Origin of the sequence: Pseudomonas sp. PDM19 (genome assembly GCF_014852215.1) — a bacterium.
Lineage (GTDB): Bacteria > Pseudomonadota > Gammaproteobacteria > Pseudomonadales > Pseudomonadaceae > Pseudomonas.
Map to the genome: position 1 here is coordinate 891,926 of NZ_JACVBG010000001.1, position 17,772 is coordinate 909,697.

Below are 17,772 nucleotides of genomic sequence, written 5' to 3' on the forward strand. Positions count from 1 at the left end.
GGCTATTTCCCTCCCTTGATTGTACTGCTAGTGGGTTTGAGGTCTTGGGGAATCACGCTGCGCTTGGCCTCGGGGACGATGAAGTGGCCGTCCTTGAAGAGGCTGTTGGCGTAGGTGAGTACGTCGCTGAGGTCCGCCGTCGTGCTGGCCTTGCCCTGGTAGGAGCGCGGTTTGCACACCAGCTGGACGGCGTAGCTGCGCACCACGGCGGGGGACACCGAGTAGTTGGCCGAGGCCGCCGAGGGCGACTCCAGCGCGGTGCAGCGGGCGTTGCCGGGGGACTGCGCGGTCATCGGCAGCGGCGGCAGGCCGGGTTGCTCCGGCGGTACCGGGGCGAGCGGACCGGTGATGGTCAGGGCGCCGTCCCTGAAGCTGACGCTGTAGTTGTTGCCGGCGCTGAAGGCCTGGTTCTGGCTGATGGCGTAGCTGCCGGCGTCCTCGCCGGGAGCACGCAGCAGCGAGCCCTGGGCGATCGAGGCCGGGTCCTGGCCCTTGAGGCCGCTGACGCTCCAGGTCAGCGTCGGGTCAGCCGCACCGTGCATCTTGCTCTGGTTGTCGGCAGTGACCACCAGCGGGGCGGGAGTGACCTGCAGGTTGCCGTCCCTGAACACCATGCGGTAGTTGCCGCTGGTGAGGGTCACGTTGCCCTGTGTGATGGCGTAGCCCTCGGGCGTGACGTTCTCGCCGGAGATGCGCGCCAGGCTGCCGGTGGTGACCGAGGCTTGGGTGTCGCCGTGCTTCAGGCCGCTGACGCTGTAGGTGAGCGTCGGGTCGAGGTCGCCGTAGACCTTGGTCTTGTGGTCGGCGGTGACAGTCAGCTCTGCGGGAGTGATCGCCAGCTTGCCCTCGTTGAAGGTCAGGATGTAGTTGCCATTGGCTCCTACTGTGCCCTGGCCGATGACGTAGTTGCCGACGTTCTCGCCGGCCGCCCGCGAGGCCTGGCCGCTCATGACCGACTCTTTCGTGTCGCCGTTCTTCAGTCCATTCACCCGGTAGGTCAGGGCCGGATCGATCTCGCCATAGACCTTGGAATGGTCGTCGAAGTCGATCTGCAGCGACGCCGGGGTGATGGTGAAGGTGCCTTCCTCGTAGTGGAGGATGTAGTTCTGGGTGGTGCTAGTCAGGTCGCCTTTCCCGATGGTGTAGCCACCGGCCTTCACATCTTCGCCGGCCTGGCGAGCGACGTTGCCGCTTAGCACGGAGGCTTTGTCATCACTATGCTTGAACCCAGTGACCTGGTAGCTGAGCGTCGGGTCGACCTCACCATATACCTTGGTGCTGTCATCGGCGCGCACCATGAGGGTCGCGGGAGTGATGGTGAAGGTGCCGCTGTCGTAAGTGAGGATGTAGTTCTGAGCAGCCTTGCCGGTCAGGCTCAGGGTGCCCTGGTTGATGGCATAGCCGCCTTCCTTCACATCCTCGCCGGCTTGGCGCACTAGCTGGCCGGCCAGAGCCTCTGTCTCCTTGTCAGCGCCTTTCAGGCCATCGACCTTGAAGGTCAGGGTCGGATCAAGTTCGCCGTAGACCTTGCCGTCGTTGTTCGCCGTGACGTTCAACTGGGCCGGAGTGATGTGCAACGTACCGTTCTCGAACTCCAGGACGTAGTTGCTGCCCTGACCGTTGTTCAGGCCCAGGCTGCCCTGGTGGATCGTGTAACCGCCGGCCCGGACATCCTCGCCGGCCTCACGGCCTATGGCGCCTTTAAGAACAGATGCCTCCGTATCGCCGTTCTTGTAGCCGGTAATCACATGGCTCAGGAGAGGATCTGCATCGCCATAGACCTTGGTTTGATCATCGGCCTTGACGGTCAACGTGGCGGGGGTGATGGCCAGGTTGCCATTGACGAAGGAGAGGACGTAGTTGCTGTCCCCACCTACCGAAAGGTTGCCTTGGCCAATGCTGTAGTTGCCAACGTTCTCGCCGGTAGCCCGAGAAAGGTCACCGCTCAGGCCCAGATTTGCTTCGCTGTCAGAACCCTTGAATCCGGTCACGGTGTAGCTGAGAGTCGGGTCTATATCGCCATAGACCTTGGTGTGGCTGTCAGCAGTCACTTCGAGGGTGGCCGGGGTCACCGTGAAGGTGCCGTTGGCGAAGCTCAGTACGTAGTTCTGACCCTTGCCGCTGGTGAGGTCGACGTCACCCTGGCGGATGGCGTAGCTGCCGACATTCTCGCCAGCATCTCTGACCACACTGCCTGCAACCAGCTGATCCTCGGTGTCTCCGTTCCTCATGCCGGTCACGGAGTAAGTCAGTTTGGGGTCAAAGTCGCCGTAGACCTTGGTGCTGCCATCTGCAGTGACCACCAGAGTCGCCGGGGTGATCGAGAAGGTGCCTGCCTCGTAGTGCAGGACATAGTTTTTCCCGGCCCCACCATTGAGGTCTACAGAGCCTTGGTTGATGCCGTAGTTGCCGACGTCCTCGCCGGCCTGGCGAACCAGGGAGCCGCTGTTCATCACATCAGCTTCGACATCATTGCCCTTCAGGCCATCGACACGGTATTTGAGGGTCGGATCAGCCTCACCATAGACCTTGGTTTTGCCATCTGCGGTGACGGTCAGCGTGGCGGGGGAGATGGTGAACACGCCATCCTTGAAGTCCAGGATGTAGTTCGAGCCAACACCGCCATTGAGATCCAGAGTGCCTTGGCCGATGCCGTAGCTCCCCACGTTCTCGCCAGCCTGACGGGCCACGGAACCACCGTTGAGTACGGAAGACTCTGTGTCAGTACCTTTAAACCCAGTGACCACATGAGAGAAGGTCGGATCGGCATCGCCATAGACCTTTCCATCGTCCTTGGCGTGTACGGTCAACTTGGCCGGGATGATTGCCAATTGGCCATCGACGAAGGTGAAGATGTAGTTGCCTGATGCTGCATCTGTCAGGCCTACGTTGCCCTGCCCAATGCCATAGTTGCCGACATTCTCCCCGGTCTGGCGGGTGAGGGTGCCACTAACCACATCAGCTTCCTGGTCGCCGTTTTTCAGGCCGCTGATCTTGTAGGTGAGTTCTGGGTCAACGTCTCCATAAACCTTGGTATGCGAGTTGGCCTCAACCTGCAAGGAGACAGGAGTGATGACGAAATCTCCGCCTGTGTACTGGAGGATGTAGTTCTGCCCGGCGGCACCCGTGAGGCCGACGGTTCCCTGGTTGATGGCATAGGTTCCAGCGTTCTCGCCAGCGTCTCGGACGACCTGGCCACTCACCAACGTCTCAGGCGTGTCATTCCCTTTGTAGCCTGAAACCCGATAGGTCAATTCAGGGTCGAGATCACCGTAAAACTTGGTCACCCCATTAGCCTGAACTGTCAATGTCGCAGGCGACACAGTAAACACGCCGTCATCAAAGTGAAGGATGTAGTTCTGCGAAAGCTCCCCCGTCATTCCAAGAGTGCCTTTATTTATTCCATATTCACCCACGTTCTCACCAGATTCCCTGGCAATAGCGCCGCTCAGAATTTTGCTCAGACTGTCAGTTTGCGCAAGCCCTGACACAGAGTACTCAAGGAGAGGATCAGCATCACCGTAAGTCTTGCCGGCGTCCAGCGCACGAACTCGAAGTTCAGCTGGCGTGATGGTGATTTGACCATTCATTAACGAGACTGAGTAGTTGTGCGCTATCGAAGGATCTAGATTGAAACTTTCAATCTGATTGACATAAGACCCAACGTTGGTTCCTTGACCAGAGATTTTTACCGAATCATTTCTGATCGTGTCGCCATTCATGAGGCCCTGAGCAGTGAACCATGGGGCGGCGTGCGACATGCCGTCGTAGACGTATTGCGCGCTACCGGCCGTGAGAGTCAACGGAGCAGGAGTGATAGTAAGCAGGCCATCCAAAATTCGAACAGTGTAGTTTGCAGATTTCGAAGGATCTAATGTCACACCATTGATCCTGGTGACATATGATCCTACGTCTCTGCCCTGTCCCGACAGGACTACATTCTTAATAACAGCCTCGTCACCAGGAATCAGCCCATAATAAGCATAACCATTAACAGACTGAGTGGTTCCGTTATATACGTAGTATTCATTTCCGGCCTGCATGACAAGTTCGGCAGGCACTATTTCAAGCTTCCCGTCAACGAACTTGAGGGTGTAGTTTCCACCTGGCCCGTTGTTTAAGCCCAACCCACCCTGGTTGATGGCGTATCCACCAGGAATCACATCCTCGCCAGCCTCCCTGGCTAGTGCTCCGCCATTTAAAATATCAGCACCAGTCTGTCCAAGCTTCTCGCCGGCTACTTCATAATCTAATGTCGGATCTACAGTGCCATACGTTTTGGCTTTGTCTTTAGCAGTGACAGTCAATTCAGCAGGGGTGACTGTCAGTTTCCCAGTGCCACTGTTGAGTTCATATCGTTTTTGCGCAAACGACCCGGCAGCCAGGCCACCCTTGATGTCGTACTGCCCGACATTCGATTGCTGGGTAGCCGCAGTTGTGGGCTCAGACTGAGTGATGCCGGTACGCCCGAGCATCCGGTCAACGTAGTTGTCGATGCCGCTGACTTTCGAAGCCTGGGTGTTCTCGGTCAGGGATTGCGAGAGCGGTGGGTTGGCATCGCCATAGGTGCGACTGGCATCAGCCGGAGTGGCGGTGACAGTAGCCTTGTTCGAGGTGATCTGGACGTTCTGTGCAGTCCTGTCCTGCGTCCTGAGGAATTGCACCTTGGCGTTTTCGTAACGGGCATCGTTGGTGGTGTTGCTGCCGTCGTTCATCAACCAGCCGATCTGCGCCAGCACCGAGGTGGTGGTGGAGCCCAGCTTGATCGCCAGTTGCTGGGAGGACTGGGTCTGCTCGTTGTACTGGATTTCCGCCTGCAGCTGGGCGCCGGGGATGTAGTCGCCGAGCACGCCCCAGTAAGGTTTATTCGAAGAGTCCGAAGTGGTGCCGGCGACTGCTACGCCACCCACGCCAGACAGGGAAAATCCCACTGGCGTGTTCACTTCTACGCCGTTGCGAAGAACCTTGGTCAGGCCATCCTTCGTGCCATCCGGGATGAACTGCCATTGGACGTTGTTGGTGTCTCTGAAGCTGAGCCCATTGACCAGGTAGTCTGAGCTGTCCAGATAGGTGAGCAGGGTTGCGGGGCTGATGGTTCTCCCATCACGCCCGGTATAGCTGGTGGCCTCGAAGATGATGTAATCGAACTGCTGCCCGCCAGCACTGAGGGTCACACTGCGATAGGTTTCATTGGCGTGTTGATAGGACGTGATGTTCTGCGAACCAACCACAGATAGGGTGTAGGCCTTCACCCCGGTCAATTGCTCTCCGGTGTAGGGCGCCGTGACGGTGTCGGTAGTGATAGGTTCATCGCCAGTGGCATTTGTCTGCGTGAAGCGGAAGATACCGTTGCTGGCCTGGCCTGCCAGCGTGCCGGCGTAGTTGAGACCACTTTCCATGCGCACACTCGCACCGTCCAGGGCTACCTTGTCGCCGATCAGAGCAGTGTTGTTGTCCTGGAAGATCGATGCGGTGTCGCCGGTTTTCAGCCAGGCCACGCCAGAGCCGACATCGATGATCGCGCGCTTGTTGTAAGCCGCGTCCCCCGTGGCGCTTCCGGCGTTGTCGATCAGCCGGATGTCCCCCGTGGCGCTGATGTAGAGGTTGCCATCCTTGAGCAGGATCGGCGCACGGATATTGACTGCACCACTGGTGCGGGTCTTGTCCGTCCCGGTATAGGCGGAGACCGTACCTGCGTTGCCTGAGGAAATCAGGGCGAGAGTAGATTTGCTGGTTCGCCCGTCGTTGTTAACGGTCGCGAAGTTGGTGGCAATGATCGGGGCGTTGACGTTCAGGGTGTCAGTTGCATAGATCGTCACATTGCCTTGAGCCAGGCCGTTGACGATGGCGCTGGCAGCCACCGAGCCCTGGCCGCTGCCATCGGTGTCGGTCGCCTCGATGTTGACCGTGGCCGGGTCCAGCAGCCAGGTGCCGTCAGCCGCGCTGCCCTTGGTGGAGACGTTCGCGTCGGAGGTGACGGTCAGCTGCTGGCCGGAGGTTTCCACCACACCGCCGCGCTGGCCACCCTTGGCGCTTGCCTGGCCGGCGAAATGGGTCTTGCCGTCGCTCCAGACCACTACCTGGCCGCCATCGGTCTTGCCGTCGGCCTTGAGCTGGGCGCCCTTGGCCACGGTCGTGTTCTTCGCCGCCTGCTCGGTTCCTTTGCCTTGATAGCTGCCACCTACCAGCACCTTGCCGCCAGAACCCTGGGTGCCGCTGGCGTCGATCTTCGCGGAGCCGGCGACATTCACCTCGTCGCCCAGTACCTTGATCTGTCCACCATTGACGCCGGTGGCGCTGATGCTGCCGGTGACGTTGGTCTTCGCCGAATTACCCAGCACCACGGTGCCGCCGTCGGTGGAGACGGAGTCGGCCAGTACGTTGCCGCCGACGTTGATCACCGAATCCAGGTGCTTGGCCGCGCGGGCGGCGCTCATCGCAACGGTGCCGTTGCCGACGTCGATTTCGCCGCTGTTGTGTACGCCGCCGGTGACGTCCGGGTTGACGCTGTTCTTCTCGCCGGGCTCACCGCTCACGGCGATGTTCAGCAGGCCGTCACCGTGGAAGTCCAGGGTCGCCTGCGGGCCGGTCGCCAGTTGCACCATGCCCTTGCGCGCCTGGATTACGCCGGCGTTGTTCACCTGGGCGCCTAGCAGGGCGACCATGCCGTTGTCATGCACGGTGATGCGGCCCTGGTTGGTCACGTTGCCGGTGAGCTGGATGTCCAGCTTGCCGCTCTCGGCGAACTGTTTAGCCTGTTCCTCGGTGAGGAAGCCGGCACTGGCGACCAGGGCGCTGGAGCTGATATGTGCCTTCGGGCCGATCCAGACGCCGTTGGGGTTCACCAGGATCAGCTGGCCGTTGGAGGTCACCGCGCCATAGATCTTCGACGGGTCGCTGCCGATGACGCGGTTGAGGGTGACGGACTTGCCGTCGGGCTGGTTGAAGGTGATGCGGTTGTCTGCGCCAACGCTGAAGCGCTGCCAGTTGATGGCGGTACGCGCGCTTTGCGTGTTCACCGTCATCTCGTTGCCGTTCTGGCTGATGCTGCCGCTGCCGGAGATGATGCTGCCGCCCTGGGGCAGGGCGTCGCCGGCCATGACGGTCAAGGGGATGCCGGCGCCGGCCAGCGCCACGGCGATGCACAGGATGTGCAGCCGGCTGGGGCAGGTGCCGTGGGAAGAGGTGTGCGAGGGTAGGTCTTTCATGATGCTGCTCCATAGCGAGAGGGCTATGGGGCAAGCATCGGGTCAGGGCGCTGGCGCCCCCATCGGGGGCGCCTGAAAGCCGTGTAGTGCCCGCACTAGTGCGGGGAACTACTGCGCACAAGCTTGAGCTGGATCAATCCGGCGCTGGGTGGTTCGTCCGCGCTGCCGGTCTGGAAACTGCCCTCGAACAGCTGGCAGATCAGACGCACCAGTTCCAGGCTCGGACGCTGGTCGAGGCTGGCCAGGCGCTCGGGCAGATCGGCCCGCGGGGCAAGCGCGAAGTTCAGCCGCCAGATGAGCACGCCGTGGGCCAGGTTTTCCACGCTGGCCTGCACCTCGCGGACCTTCAGCGCGGAGCGTTCGAGTGAGAAGCGCAGCGCCTTGAGCAGGTTGCGGTAGCGCGCGAGATCGACCCAGGCAAACTGGGGCGCAGCGACGGGCCGCAAGGGCAGGTCGTCCAGCAGGCTGGCGGTCAGCTGGTTCAGCTCGCACACCTGCGGCGCTATCGGCTCGCTGCCCGTTTCGGTGCGCAGCAGTTCGCGCAAAATCAACAGCTTCTCCTCCATTCTGCCGAGGCCGACGAAGGCGCCGGAGAGTGGTTCCTCTTCCGGGCGGTGCGCCACCGATGGCTGCAGCAATGCGTGCAGGTGGCGGATTTCGTCCAGCAGGTCGTCGAAGCTGTACTGCAGGTATCGCGCGCGGGTGGCGCGCAGGCCATCCAGATAGGCCTTGGCCTCCTGCAGGTGCTGTACTTCGAGTTCGTGTTCGGTGATATCGACGAAGGAGCAGACCACGCCGATGGATTCGCCGGAGTCTTCGCACAGCGGCACACCGATCAGGCGGATGATGCGATGTTCACCGTGCAGGGTGCAGGCGATCACCTGGGTGAATGGCTTGTCGCCTGCCGCGCCAGTGAGGAAGTCGCGGCGCGCCAGAACACCATCGGCTTCATTGACCACACCCATTTCGAACATGCGCGACCCCAGCAACTGTTCCTCGCTCTTGCCGTAGACCTGCAGGAAGTTGCGATTGCAGGCCAGTAGCTCGCCTTCGCGGCTCCAAAGGCTGATGGGGCTGGGCAGGATGTCGAACAGCCGCGCGAGATCGCGGGTCTTGCTGGACGGTTCTGCCGGCGCGCGCACCAGGCTTTCCACCACATTGTTGCTGAGCAGGCCCTTCACCTTGGCGGCTTCGACCAGGTCCACCAGCGAGTCGGTCTGCGTCTTCTCCAGCAGGCGTGCCTTGTAGGTGCTGACAGTGCGGTCGCTGATCGCCAGTTCTTCGGCGATATCCTTGACCCGATAGCCCTGCGAGAGGTAGTGCAGGACCGTCAGCTCGCGTGGGGTGATGTGCTCGTCCGCGCCCGGTGCGTCGCCACCCGGATGCGGCGCCTGCGCGGGGAAGACCTTGCGCCCGCCGAGCACCAGACGCACGGCGTCGTCCACTTCCTCGGGGCGGTCGCCCTTGTGCGCGAAACCCCGCGCGCCGGCTTCCAGGCAGAGTCCCTGGTAGTGGGCGGCGGGCAGGTGGGTGAAGACCAGGGTCTTCTGTTGCGGCCAGTCGCGGTGCAGCCGTCGCAGCAATTCCACGCCGCCTACGCGCGGCAGGTCCAGTTCGAGGATCAGCAGGTCAGGGTGCAGGTGCTTGATCACGTCCAGCGCTTCGCGGCCATCGCCGACTTCGCCGACCACCTCGTGCCCGGCCGCCTCCAGGCGCTGGCGCAGGGCAGCGAGCATGAAGGGTTGCGGGTCGGCAATGGCGATGCGGCTCATCCTGGGGCTTCCTGCACTGGGGGGTGCAGCAAGGGTAGTCCAGTTGGCGAAGGATCAGCTGGCGCAGGTCAACGGCAGCAGACTCAGCGCCGCGAGATAGAGGCCCAGCCCGAAGACCGCGTGGGTTATCAGGCTGTGCAGGCGGGCCCTGGCCGGGCTAGCGGTCCTGCTCGCGGCGATGCCCAGGCCCAACGCCGGCTGCATCAGCAGGAAGGGCATTGCCACGGTGGCCACGCCGAAGAGCAGCGCCGGCAGCAGGCTCGGCCGACACAGCCAGTCGCTGCCGGCCAGCGCGACCAGGGCAAGGGCGAAGACGATCCCGGTGAGGTAGTGGATCGACCAGCCCAGCGGGCGTTCGCCGGCCACTGGCGCGGCCTCGCCGATGGCGGTGTGGCGGAACCGCCCGCGCGGCATGTGGCCGACCCAGCGGCCAACCAGGGCATAGTCCAGCGAAGGCACGCCAAGCAGATGCCGGCGCAGGACGGTCCAGCCGTCCATCAGCAGGGTGGCGCCGATACCGATGGCGATGGCGGATATCAACGTGGGAAGCAGGGCAGAGAGCGGCATGGCAGGTTCCTTCGAGTGGGTCGATGGAACCAGCATCCCGGTTCAAGTGGACTTGAGGTCAAGCCTCGCGGGCGATGCGCTGGCTCAGCCTGGACCCCAGCACATAGAACACCCCGCCGCCGACGATGAAGGTGGCGAGCATGACGAACACCCAGTGCGGTGCGAACAGCGCGAGGAAGAAGCCCACCAGGATCGGCCCGAAGGCGCCGCCGAGGTTGGCCAGGTTCTGCGTGCCGTAGTACACGCCGCGCAGGTGCGGCGGGGCGATGCGGTCGATGAACATGTACTCGGCGGGGATCACGATGATCTCGCCCAGGGTGAACACCACCATCGCCAGCCCCCAGTGCACGAGGCTGTGGGACAGGCCGAAGCCGACGATGCCGAGCACGAACAGGCCCAGGCCGACGATCAGCCAGCGCTGCAGGTGCTCGTTGCCGATGCGCTTGCCCAGCAGGTACTGCAGGGCGATCACCGTCACCGCGTTGACCCCGAGCAGCGTCTGGATCACCTGGTAGGCGTATTCCGCCGTGCCGGTGGCCACCAGGTACTGCGAGAGGTAGGCGGAGAACTGGCCGAATACCACGGCGGTGAGTACACCGCCGATGGTGAAATACATCAGCCGGTGGTCCTTGGCCAGCACCCCCATCACCGCGATGAACGAGGGCGGCGCCACGCCTTCGGCCGGGCGCATGCCTCGGTCGCCGTAGCGCGCGAAGGCCAGCAGGAACAGCGCGCCGAGGCTTGCCGAGAGCACGAAGGGCAGGTGCTGGCTCCAGTGCGCCAGGGCGGCGCCGATGAAGGGGCCGATGGCGTAGGCGAGGTTGATCAGGGTGTAACGGACGGAAAACGCACGGCCCTGCTCGGCGGCCGGCAGCAGGCGGCCGAAGATGGTCTTCACCACCACGTCGGTGACCGAATAGGCGAAGTTGAAGCCCAGCAGGAACAGGAAGAACAGCCACAGCTGAGTGGTCAGCAGCATGCCGGCAAAGGCGGCGACGAAGCAGGTGCCGAAGCCGAGGATCAGGCGGAAGCCGGGCAGGCGGTCGATCAGGAAGCCACCGTAGAGGCTGAGCAGCGAGCCGCCGAACAGCGCGCCGCCCATGATCAGGCCGATGCGGCTGACGGGCAGGTCGAACTGGGTCGAGAGGTAGATCACCAGGTAGGGCAGGGTGATGGCACGGCCCAGGGTGAGCAGAAAGGTGCCGCTGAGCAGCAGGTTGACCTGTAGCGGATAACGCTTGAGCGCGGCGAGCATTCCTTGCCTCGGCTGACAGTGGGAGCAGGTAGGCTCCCGATCCTATCAGCACCAGCTTGGTGCATGGCAAGCGCCGGTGGCCCTGACGGGGCCCCGGCGTGCCCGCTGCGTCAGGTCCCGGGCTTTTCCCTGGCGCGCAGAGCCTTGACCGTCTCACCACCTACGCCCCAGCTGTCGGTGGGGATTTCCTGGATCACCACGAAGGTGCTCGCGGGCGGTTTGCGCAGGACCCGTTCCAGCAGTTCGGTGACACCTTCGATGAGCTGGCGGCGCTCGTCGGCGGTCACGCCTTCGTCGGTGACCTGGATGTTTACGTAGGGCATGGCGGTTCTCCGTTGTTGTTGTGAGGGTTGGCTTACCAGACGCCGGTGGTGGAGCCACCGTCGACGTTGAGGATGGTTCCGCTGACGAAGGTCGAGTCGGTCAGGTAGAGCACCGCGTCGACGATATCCTGCGGGCTGCCGATCTCGCCACTGGGGGCGAGGCCGCGCAGGAAGGCGCGGGTGCCTTCGTCATCGGGGGTGAAGCGGGGTTTCGATGATCCCCGGCGCCACCGCGTTGACCTGCACGTGGGACGCCGCCAGCTCCAGGGCCAGACCGCGCACCGCGCTGTTCAGCCCGCCCTTGATCAGCACCGGCAGCAGCGCCGGCACCTTCACGTTGGGTTGCATGGCGATGGATGCGGTAATGCTCACGATGTGCCCCGAACCCCTGGCGGCCATGTGCTTGGCGGCGGCTTGCGACGGGTAGAAGAAGCCCTTGAGGTTGGTGTCGACGATGGCCTCGAGTTCTTCCTCGGTGTAATCGCCTACCGGCTTGGCGATGAAGATGCCGGCGTTGTTGATCAGGATGTCCACCTGGCCGAAGGCTTCGATGGCCTGGGCGAACAGGCGCCGGGCGGTGTCCGGCCGGGCGATGTCGCCGGCCACGGCGAGGAAGTTGTGCGGGTTGCCCAGTCTGGCGGCGGCTTCCTCGAGGCGGGCCTGGGTGCGGGCGTTGCCGACCACGTTGTAGCCGCGCTCCAGGTAGGCGCGGGCGATGGCGAAGCCGAGGCCGCTGGAGGCGCCGGTGACGATGACGGTCTTGCTCATGGTGATCTCTCCGAGAGTGGGGCGGGGCGGGGGTGCCCGCGTCTTGGAGGCCAATCTAGGCTGCAATCGCGACTTGAAAAATGAGGTTGACGGCATTTGAATTGATACCTCATGTAATCAATAGAGTCGCGCCATGACCCGCCATTTCGACGATCTGCAACTGGGCAGCATCGAGCTGTTCTGCCTGGCTGCGGAGACCGGCAGCTTCACCGCCGCCGCCAACGAGGCAGGTATCACGCCCGCGGCGGTGAGTCGTTCGGTGGCGCGGCTGGAAGAGCGCCTGGGTGTGCGCCTGTTCGTCCGCACCACGCGGCAGATGCGCCTGACCGATGACGGCCGCACCTACTTCGAGCAATGCCGGCAGGCGCTGACCCAACTGGTGGATGCCGAGCGCGCGGTCAGCGGCGGCCAGAGCATCGCCTCGGGGCGCCTGCGCATCAGCGTGCCCACGCCCTACGCGCATTACCGGCTGTTCCCGCGGTTGCCGGAGTTCCACCGGCGCTACCCGCAGGTGCAGGTCGAGGTGCATGTCAGCAACCGTAATATCGACTTCGCCAACGAGGGATACGACCTGGCCATCCGTGGCCGCGACCCGGCGGACTCCAGCCTGGTGGCGAGGCGCCTGGAGGAGGCGGAGAACGTGGTGGTCGCCACGCCCGAGTACCTGGCGCGTGCCGGTACGCCGCAGACGCCGGAAGATCTCGCCGCGCACGAGTGCATCCAGTTCGAGCTGCCCAGCAGTGGGCGGCGTGTGCCCTGGTCCTTCCGGGTCCACGGCAAGCTGGTGGAGATCGAGACGACCGGTAGCCTCACGGTGCTGGAGGATTACCTGGCCACGGCGACCCTGGCCAAGTGTGGAGGCGGGTTGATGCAGGCATACCGTTTCACCGTGCAGGAAGAACTGGAGCAGGGCGACCCTGGCCAAGTGTGGAGGCGGGTTGATGCAGGCATACCGTTTCACCGTGCAGGAAGAACTGGAGCAGGGCGAGCTGGTGGAAGTGCTGAAGGACTACGGCCAGACCACACGGCCATTCCTCCTCATCTACCCCTACGCGCGCCATGTGCCGTCGCGCGTGCGGGCCTTCATCGAGTTCATGCTGGAGGCGCGTAACGACGGTGAGTCCTCGTAAGCGCGCCATGTAAGCGGGGCATGCCCGCGATCACGCGCATGGGGCTCTCCTACAGGTTGGCTGCATCCCTCCGCCAACCATGCGAAGACTAGTCGCGAAATAAGATACGAAGTATTCGCATTTACAAAGAATTTACATCTGCATACACTTTGGCTCCCCGTCGGCGTCCACCAGCCGGCATTCGCCAACCGAGTCATTGCGCCAACAGAGCGCAAATCTCGCACCGAAGGATCCTCCAGCAGATGAAAGACGTAGCCTCGGGCGCGCTCCTGCTCAGTCTCTCCACCCTTGCTCTCTCCGCGGTCGCCGCCCCCGTGGCCATCGACCTGCCCAAGCAGCCCCTGGCCGCTTCCCTGGAGCAATTGCAGTCCGCAACCGGAATGCGGATTTCCTATGACCGTGCCCAGATCGCCAAGGTTGGCGCGCCGGCACTCAAGGGCAACATGGAGCCGGGCGAGGCACTCGATCGTCTGCTGGCGGACAGCGGCCTGCAGGGCACGGTCAACGGCAACAGCGCACAGGTCAGCGGTGCCGTGCGCGGCGGCGCATCGGGCAATGACAGCGTCGACCTGGGTGCCACCGAGGTCGTCGGCGCTGCCCCTGTGGCGCCGGGCACCACCGAAGGCACCGGCTCCTACACCACCGGCGTGATGCAGACTTCCACCAAGCTGAACATGACCGTCCGCGAGACGCCGCAGTCGGTGAGCGTGGTCACCCGGCAGCAGATGGAAGACCAGAACATGCAGGACCTCGACGACGCGATCCGCGGCGTCACCGGCATGACTGTCCAGCAGTACGGGCCGGCGCGAGTGAGCTACGCCGCGCGTGGCTTCGATGTCGACAACATCATGTACGACGGCCTGGCCACCAGCATTTCCACCTACACCCAGGACGTGATTTCCGCCGCGGACCTGGCGATGTTCGACCGCGTCGAAGTGGTGCGCGGCGCCACCGGCCTGATGCAGGGCGCGGGTAACCCGGCCGCCGCCGTCAACATGGTGCGCAAGCGCCCGACCCAGGACTTCCACATGAGCCTGGAAGGCAGCGCCGGCACCTGGGACCGCTACCGCAGCCAGGTCGACGTTTCCGGCCCGCTGAACAGCGAAGGCACCCTGCGCGGCCGCGCGGTGGCCGCCTACGAGACCCGCGACAGCTTCCAGGACGTGGTCAGCGGCGAGCGCGGTGTGCTTTACGGCATCACCGAGGCCGACCTGAACCCGGACACCACCCTGACCCTGGGCGCGTCCTACCAGAACGACAACAAGAACGACAACTGGGTAGGCCTGCCGGCACCGCTGGGCGGTCGTCACCTGGACCTCAAGCGCTCCGACTACTACGGCGCCGACTGGTCCTACTGGGATACCACCACCACCCACCTGTTCGGCGACGTGGTGCACCGCTTCGACAACGGCTGGCAGATGAAGGTCGCCGCCGACAAGCTGTGGGCGCGCATCGACATGCTCGGCCTGTACAACAGCTGCTACTACACCGAAGGCTGCCCGACCATGACCATGGGGCCGGGCAAGTACGCCTACACCGATGACCACCAGAGCTACGACGCCTTCGCCAACGGCCCGTTCCAGGCCTTCGGCCGCGAGCACGAGCTGGTGTTCGGCGGCAGCTACCGCGAAGAGCGCTTCGACGGCCACGGCGGCTGGGGCGACCTGACCTACAACGACGGCTCGCCGGTGACCCCGTTCGACCCGACGAAGTGGGACCCCAGCTCGGTGCAGAAGCCGAACATCGACATGAGCCTCTGGAACATGAAGCTCGACCAGGAGCAGAAGGGCGCCTACGTCACCACCCGCCTGAACGTCGCCGACCCGCTCAAGGTCATCCTCGGCGGCCGGCTGGACTGGTACGAGGCCGACCCGCACAACGATACCGGCACCCAGAAGGTCACCCGCAACGTCACCCGTTACGCCGGCGTGGTCTACGACCTGAACGACGTCTATTCGGTCTATGCCAGCTACACCGACATCTTCAAGCCGCAGAGCAACTTCGATTCCAGCGGCAGCCTGCTCGACCCGATCACCGGCAAGAACTACGAGATCGGCCTGAAGGGCGAGCACTTCGGCGGCACGCTGAACACCCAGATCGCGCTGTTCCAGATCGATCAGGAAAACCGCGCCACCGACGACACCAGCGGTCCCTCGCCGTGCCCCAGCTCGCCGACCTCGATCTACTGCTCGCGGGCTTCGGGCAAGGTGCGCAGCCAGGGCGTGGACATGGAAGTCAGCGGCGCGCTGACCGAGAACTGGCAGGCGATGGCGGGCTACACCTACGTCGACGCCAAGTACAAGCACGACAGCAACGAGGACAACGTCGGCAAGCCGTTCGACCCGAGCAAGCCGCGCCACCTGTTCAAGCTCGCCACCAGCTACACCCTGCCGGGCGAGCTGCACCAGTGGCGCGTGGGCGGCAACCTGGTAACCCAGAGCCAGACCGAGGACACCACCACCGGCTTCCAGCAGGGCGGCTACACGGTGACCAACGCCATGCTCGGCTACAAGGTCAACGAGAACATCGACACCCGGGTGAACTTCAACAACATCTTCGACAAGTACTATTACAGCGGCATCAGCTTCGGCAACCTGAACTACGGCGAGCCGCGCAACCTGATGTTCACGGTGAAGTACTCGATGTGATCCGCCTGGCCTGAACGGAAAAGCCCCGCATTGCGGGGCTTTTTCATGGCTTCGCCTTCACGGCCGGGCCGCTGGCCTTCGTTGCGTCCGTAGGATGGCGTGGAGCGAAGCGATACCCATCGATCTACCGGCAACTCCGTTGATGGGTATCGCAGGCTCCACCCATCCTACGATCGAGTGTCCAGGGTGCCGAAGTTGTGGGGCCAACGCCTGTAGGGCGCATAACACGCCAGCGTTATCCGCCGCGAAGTGTCGGCGGATAACCTGTGCCAGGATATGCGCCCCGCGCCCCTGCAGATGACGGACCTGTAGGAGCGGGCCATGCCCGTGAACGCGCCGACAAGGCGCGCTTACGCCCGGCCTTCAGCCTTCTCGAACAGCTCCAGCAGGTCCGTCAGCGTGCTTTCCAGGTACTCGCCTGCACGGTACGCAGGCTTGAGCGCATCGCCACCTGCCACCACTTCCAGCGGTCGTTCGATGAAACGGCCCACCGGCTGGAAATCACCATCGAGCACCAGCACCACCGGGATCAGGATACGGTCCAGTTCCATGCGTTCACGCAGGTCGTCCTCGGCACGACCCTTGGTGATTACCGCCAGCTCCACGCGCGGTTGCAGGCGCTGCAGATGGTCCATCACGGTGACGTTGATCTGGCAGTCCGGGCACCACATCTCACCGGCGATCAGCAGGCGGTAGCGGCCCTCGATGGCCTGGATGCGGCGCAGGGTGTCGGCGCTGATGGTGCCGGGTTCAGCCAGCTGCTGCTGGACCTTGCGCACCCCGGCAATCTCGCCGGGCAGGCCGTGGGCGACGAAGGCGTCGAAGCCCTCGCCGATGGAGAAGAGTTCCTCGTAGGAGGCCATGGGGATTTCCTTGAAGCGGGTGATGGCTCATCCCAGCAGAAATCCCCGTGGCGGGCAATCAGCTCTTGGCGGTCTGCGCCTTGGCGGCTGCCAGGTAGGGCGCCAGGCGACGGCCCATTTCCTCGCCCAGAGCCTGCAGGCCGCTGAGCGGGCGGACCATCACCTCGAACTCGACGATCTTGCCGTCCTCGTCGAAGCGGACCATGTCGATACCCTTTAGGTCCTTGCCGTTCACCGTGGCGCTGAACTCCAGCACCACGTTCAGGCCGTCGCCGGTGGCCAGTTCGCGGTGATAGGTGAAGTTCTCGAACACCTGCAGCACGGTATTGAGAATGGTCGAGACCACCGGTGCGCCGGGGTAGGGCGAGTGCGCCATGGGCGAGCGGAACACCGCGTTGGGCGCCAGCAGTTGCGGCAGGTTGGACAGGTTCTTGGCAGCCACCATCTGGTGCCAGCTGGCCAGCGAAGCGGCGGCCTGGGGGTGCAGGTTCAGTGCGGTCACGGGAATACCTCCTGAGAGTTCTTGTTGTTCACTCAGGACGATACGGCCGCTCCGGCAGGTCGCTCAATGATCGGAAATGACAGAAGACTGATCCTGGCGTACAGCTCGCTCAGTGCGTCGCCGGGCTGATCAGGTAGCTCACCAGCTGCGGGTCGTCCCCCGGCTCGATGCTCTGCACCGGGCGCGGCAGGTCGGCGAACACGGCTTTCCAGAAGGCCGCCGCCACTTCGTCCTGGGAATAGAAACGCACCAGCCAGGGGCCGGGATTGCCCAGCAGCACCTGGTTGGCCAGCGCGCGGCCTATCCCCGAGCGACGGTACTTCTTCAGCACGAACAGGTCCGATAGCTCCAGCGCGTCGATGCCCGGCAGCTCGCTGCCTTCCACCAGCAGGAAGCCGGCGATGAAGCCGTCGGCGAGGATCAGGTTGGCGCTCCACTCCGGCTCGCTCCAGTAGCGCGCCAGGTGCTCCTCGTGGATGTAGAAGCGCCCATCGACCTCCACGTCCTCGTCTTCCCAGTCCGACGACTCGTAGGCGTAGTACTGGTAGAGGTTGCGGATCAGGTCCTGGTGTTCAGGGCCGGTCTGCACCAGCTGGATGGAAAGATCGTTCATGGTCGATGGCTCGCGGGGAGACGGAAGAGGGCGCGTGAACGCCATTGTCGCCCATTCCCGTGGCAATGCCAGTGGCAGGCGGGTTTGAACCGCGCCGCGGCGGGGTGCGATGATGCAGGCGCC

General features: G+C 63.5%; 9 protein-coding genes and 2 pseudogenes. 2 read left to right on the forward strand and 9 right to left on the reverse strand.

From position 1 onward, the window contains the following. Positions 1-2 precede the first annotated feature (2 nt). The 6 genes and pseudogenes from IB273_RS31345 to IB273_RS03850 all read right to left on the reverse strand — a co-directional run bounded on the left by IB273_RS31345 (position 3) and on the right by IB273_RS03850 (position 11,893). Positions 3-7,208, reverse strand: a complete 7,206-nt coding sequence (locus IB273_RS31345) for an MBG domain-containing protein (protein WP_225610070.1) — start codon at positions 7,206-7,208, stop codon at positions 3-5. 95 nt (positions 7,209-7,303) lie between these two features. After that, positions 7,304-8,980, reverse strand: a complete 1,677-nt coding sequence (locus IB273_RS03830; RefSeq protein WP_192223288.1) for a response regulator — start codon at positions 8,978-8,980, stop codon at positions 7,304-7,306. Positions 8,981-9,034: 54 nt separating this feature from the next. Further along, a complete protein-coding gene (locus IB273_RS03835; RefSeq protein ID WP_192223289.1) occupies positions 9,035-9,547 on the reverse strand; it encodes a DUF2938 domain-containing protein in 513 nt (170 codons plus the stop codon). Positions 9,548-9,605: 58 nt separating this feature from the next. Further along, a complete protein-coding gene (locus IB273_RS03840) occupies positions 9,606-10,802 on the reverse strand; it encodes an MFS transporter (RefSeq protein WP_192223290.1) in 1,197 nt (398 codons plus the stop codon). Between the two features lie 110 nt (positions 10,803-10,912). Next, positions 10,913-11,125, reverse strand: coding sequence for a tautomerase family protein (locus IB273_RS03845; RefSeq protein ID WP_081520855.1), 213 nt, complete (start codon positions 11,123-11,125; stop codon positions 10,913-10,915). A gap of 32 nt (positions 11,126-11,157) precedes the next feature. Next, a pseudogene (locus IB273_RS03850) lies at positions 11,158-11,893 on the reverse strand (SDR family NAD(P)-dependent oxidoreductase). A gap of 133 nt (positions 11,894-12,026) precedes the next feature. Between IB273_RS03850 and IB273_RS03855 the strand changes: the two are divergent. Together IB273_RS03855 and IB273_RS03860 are read left to right on the forward strand one after the other, a co-directional pair. Continuing rightward, a pseudogene (locus IB273_RS03855) lies at positions 12,027-13,023 on the forward strand (LysR family transcriptional regulator). 242 nt (positions 13,024-13,265) lie between these two features. Further along, complete coding sequence (locus IB273_RS03860; protein WP_151186923.1) at positions 13,266-15,671, forward strand: TonB-dependent siderophore receptor; 2,406 nt, start codon at positions 13,266-13,268, stop codon at positions 15,669-15,671. 350 nt (positions 15,672-16,021) lie between these two features. On the opposite strand, the gene IB273_RS03865 is transcribed toward IB273_RS03860, so the two are convergent. The 3 genes from IB273_RS03865 to IB273_RS03875 all read right to left on the reverse strand — a co-directional run bounded on the left by IB273_RS03865 (position 16,022) and on the right by IB273_RS03875 (position 17,649). Further along, entirely contained in the window at positions 16,022-16,534 is a 513-nt protein-coding gene (locus IB273_RS03865; protein WP_081520851.1) for a thioredoxin family protein, read from the reverse strand. A 58-nt stretch (positions 16,535-16,592) separates the two neighbouring features. Further along, on the reverse strand, positions 16,593-17,036 hold the full coding sequence (locus IB273_RS03870) for a nuclear transport factor 2 family protein (protein ID WP_081520850.1): 444 nt from the start codon (positions 17,034-17,036) through the stop codon (positions 16,593-16,595). Positions 17,037-17,145: 109 nt separating this feature from the next. Then, positions 17,146-17,649, reverse strand: a complete 504-nt coding sequence (locus IB273_RS03875; protein ID WP_139791711.1) for a GNAT family N-acetyltransferase — start codon at positions 17,647-17,649, stop codon at positions 17,146-17,148. Positions 17,650-17,772: the final 123 nt, after the last annotated feature.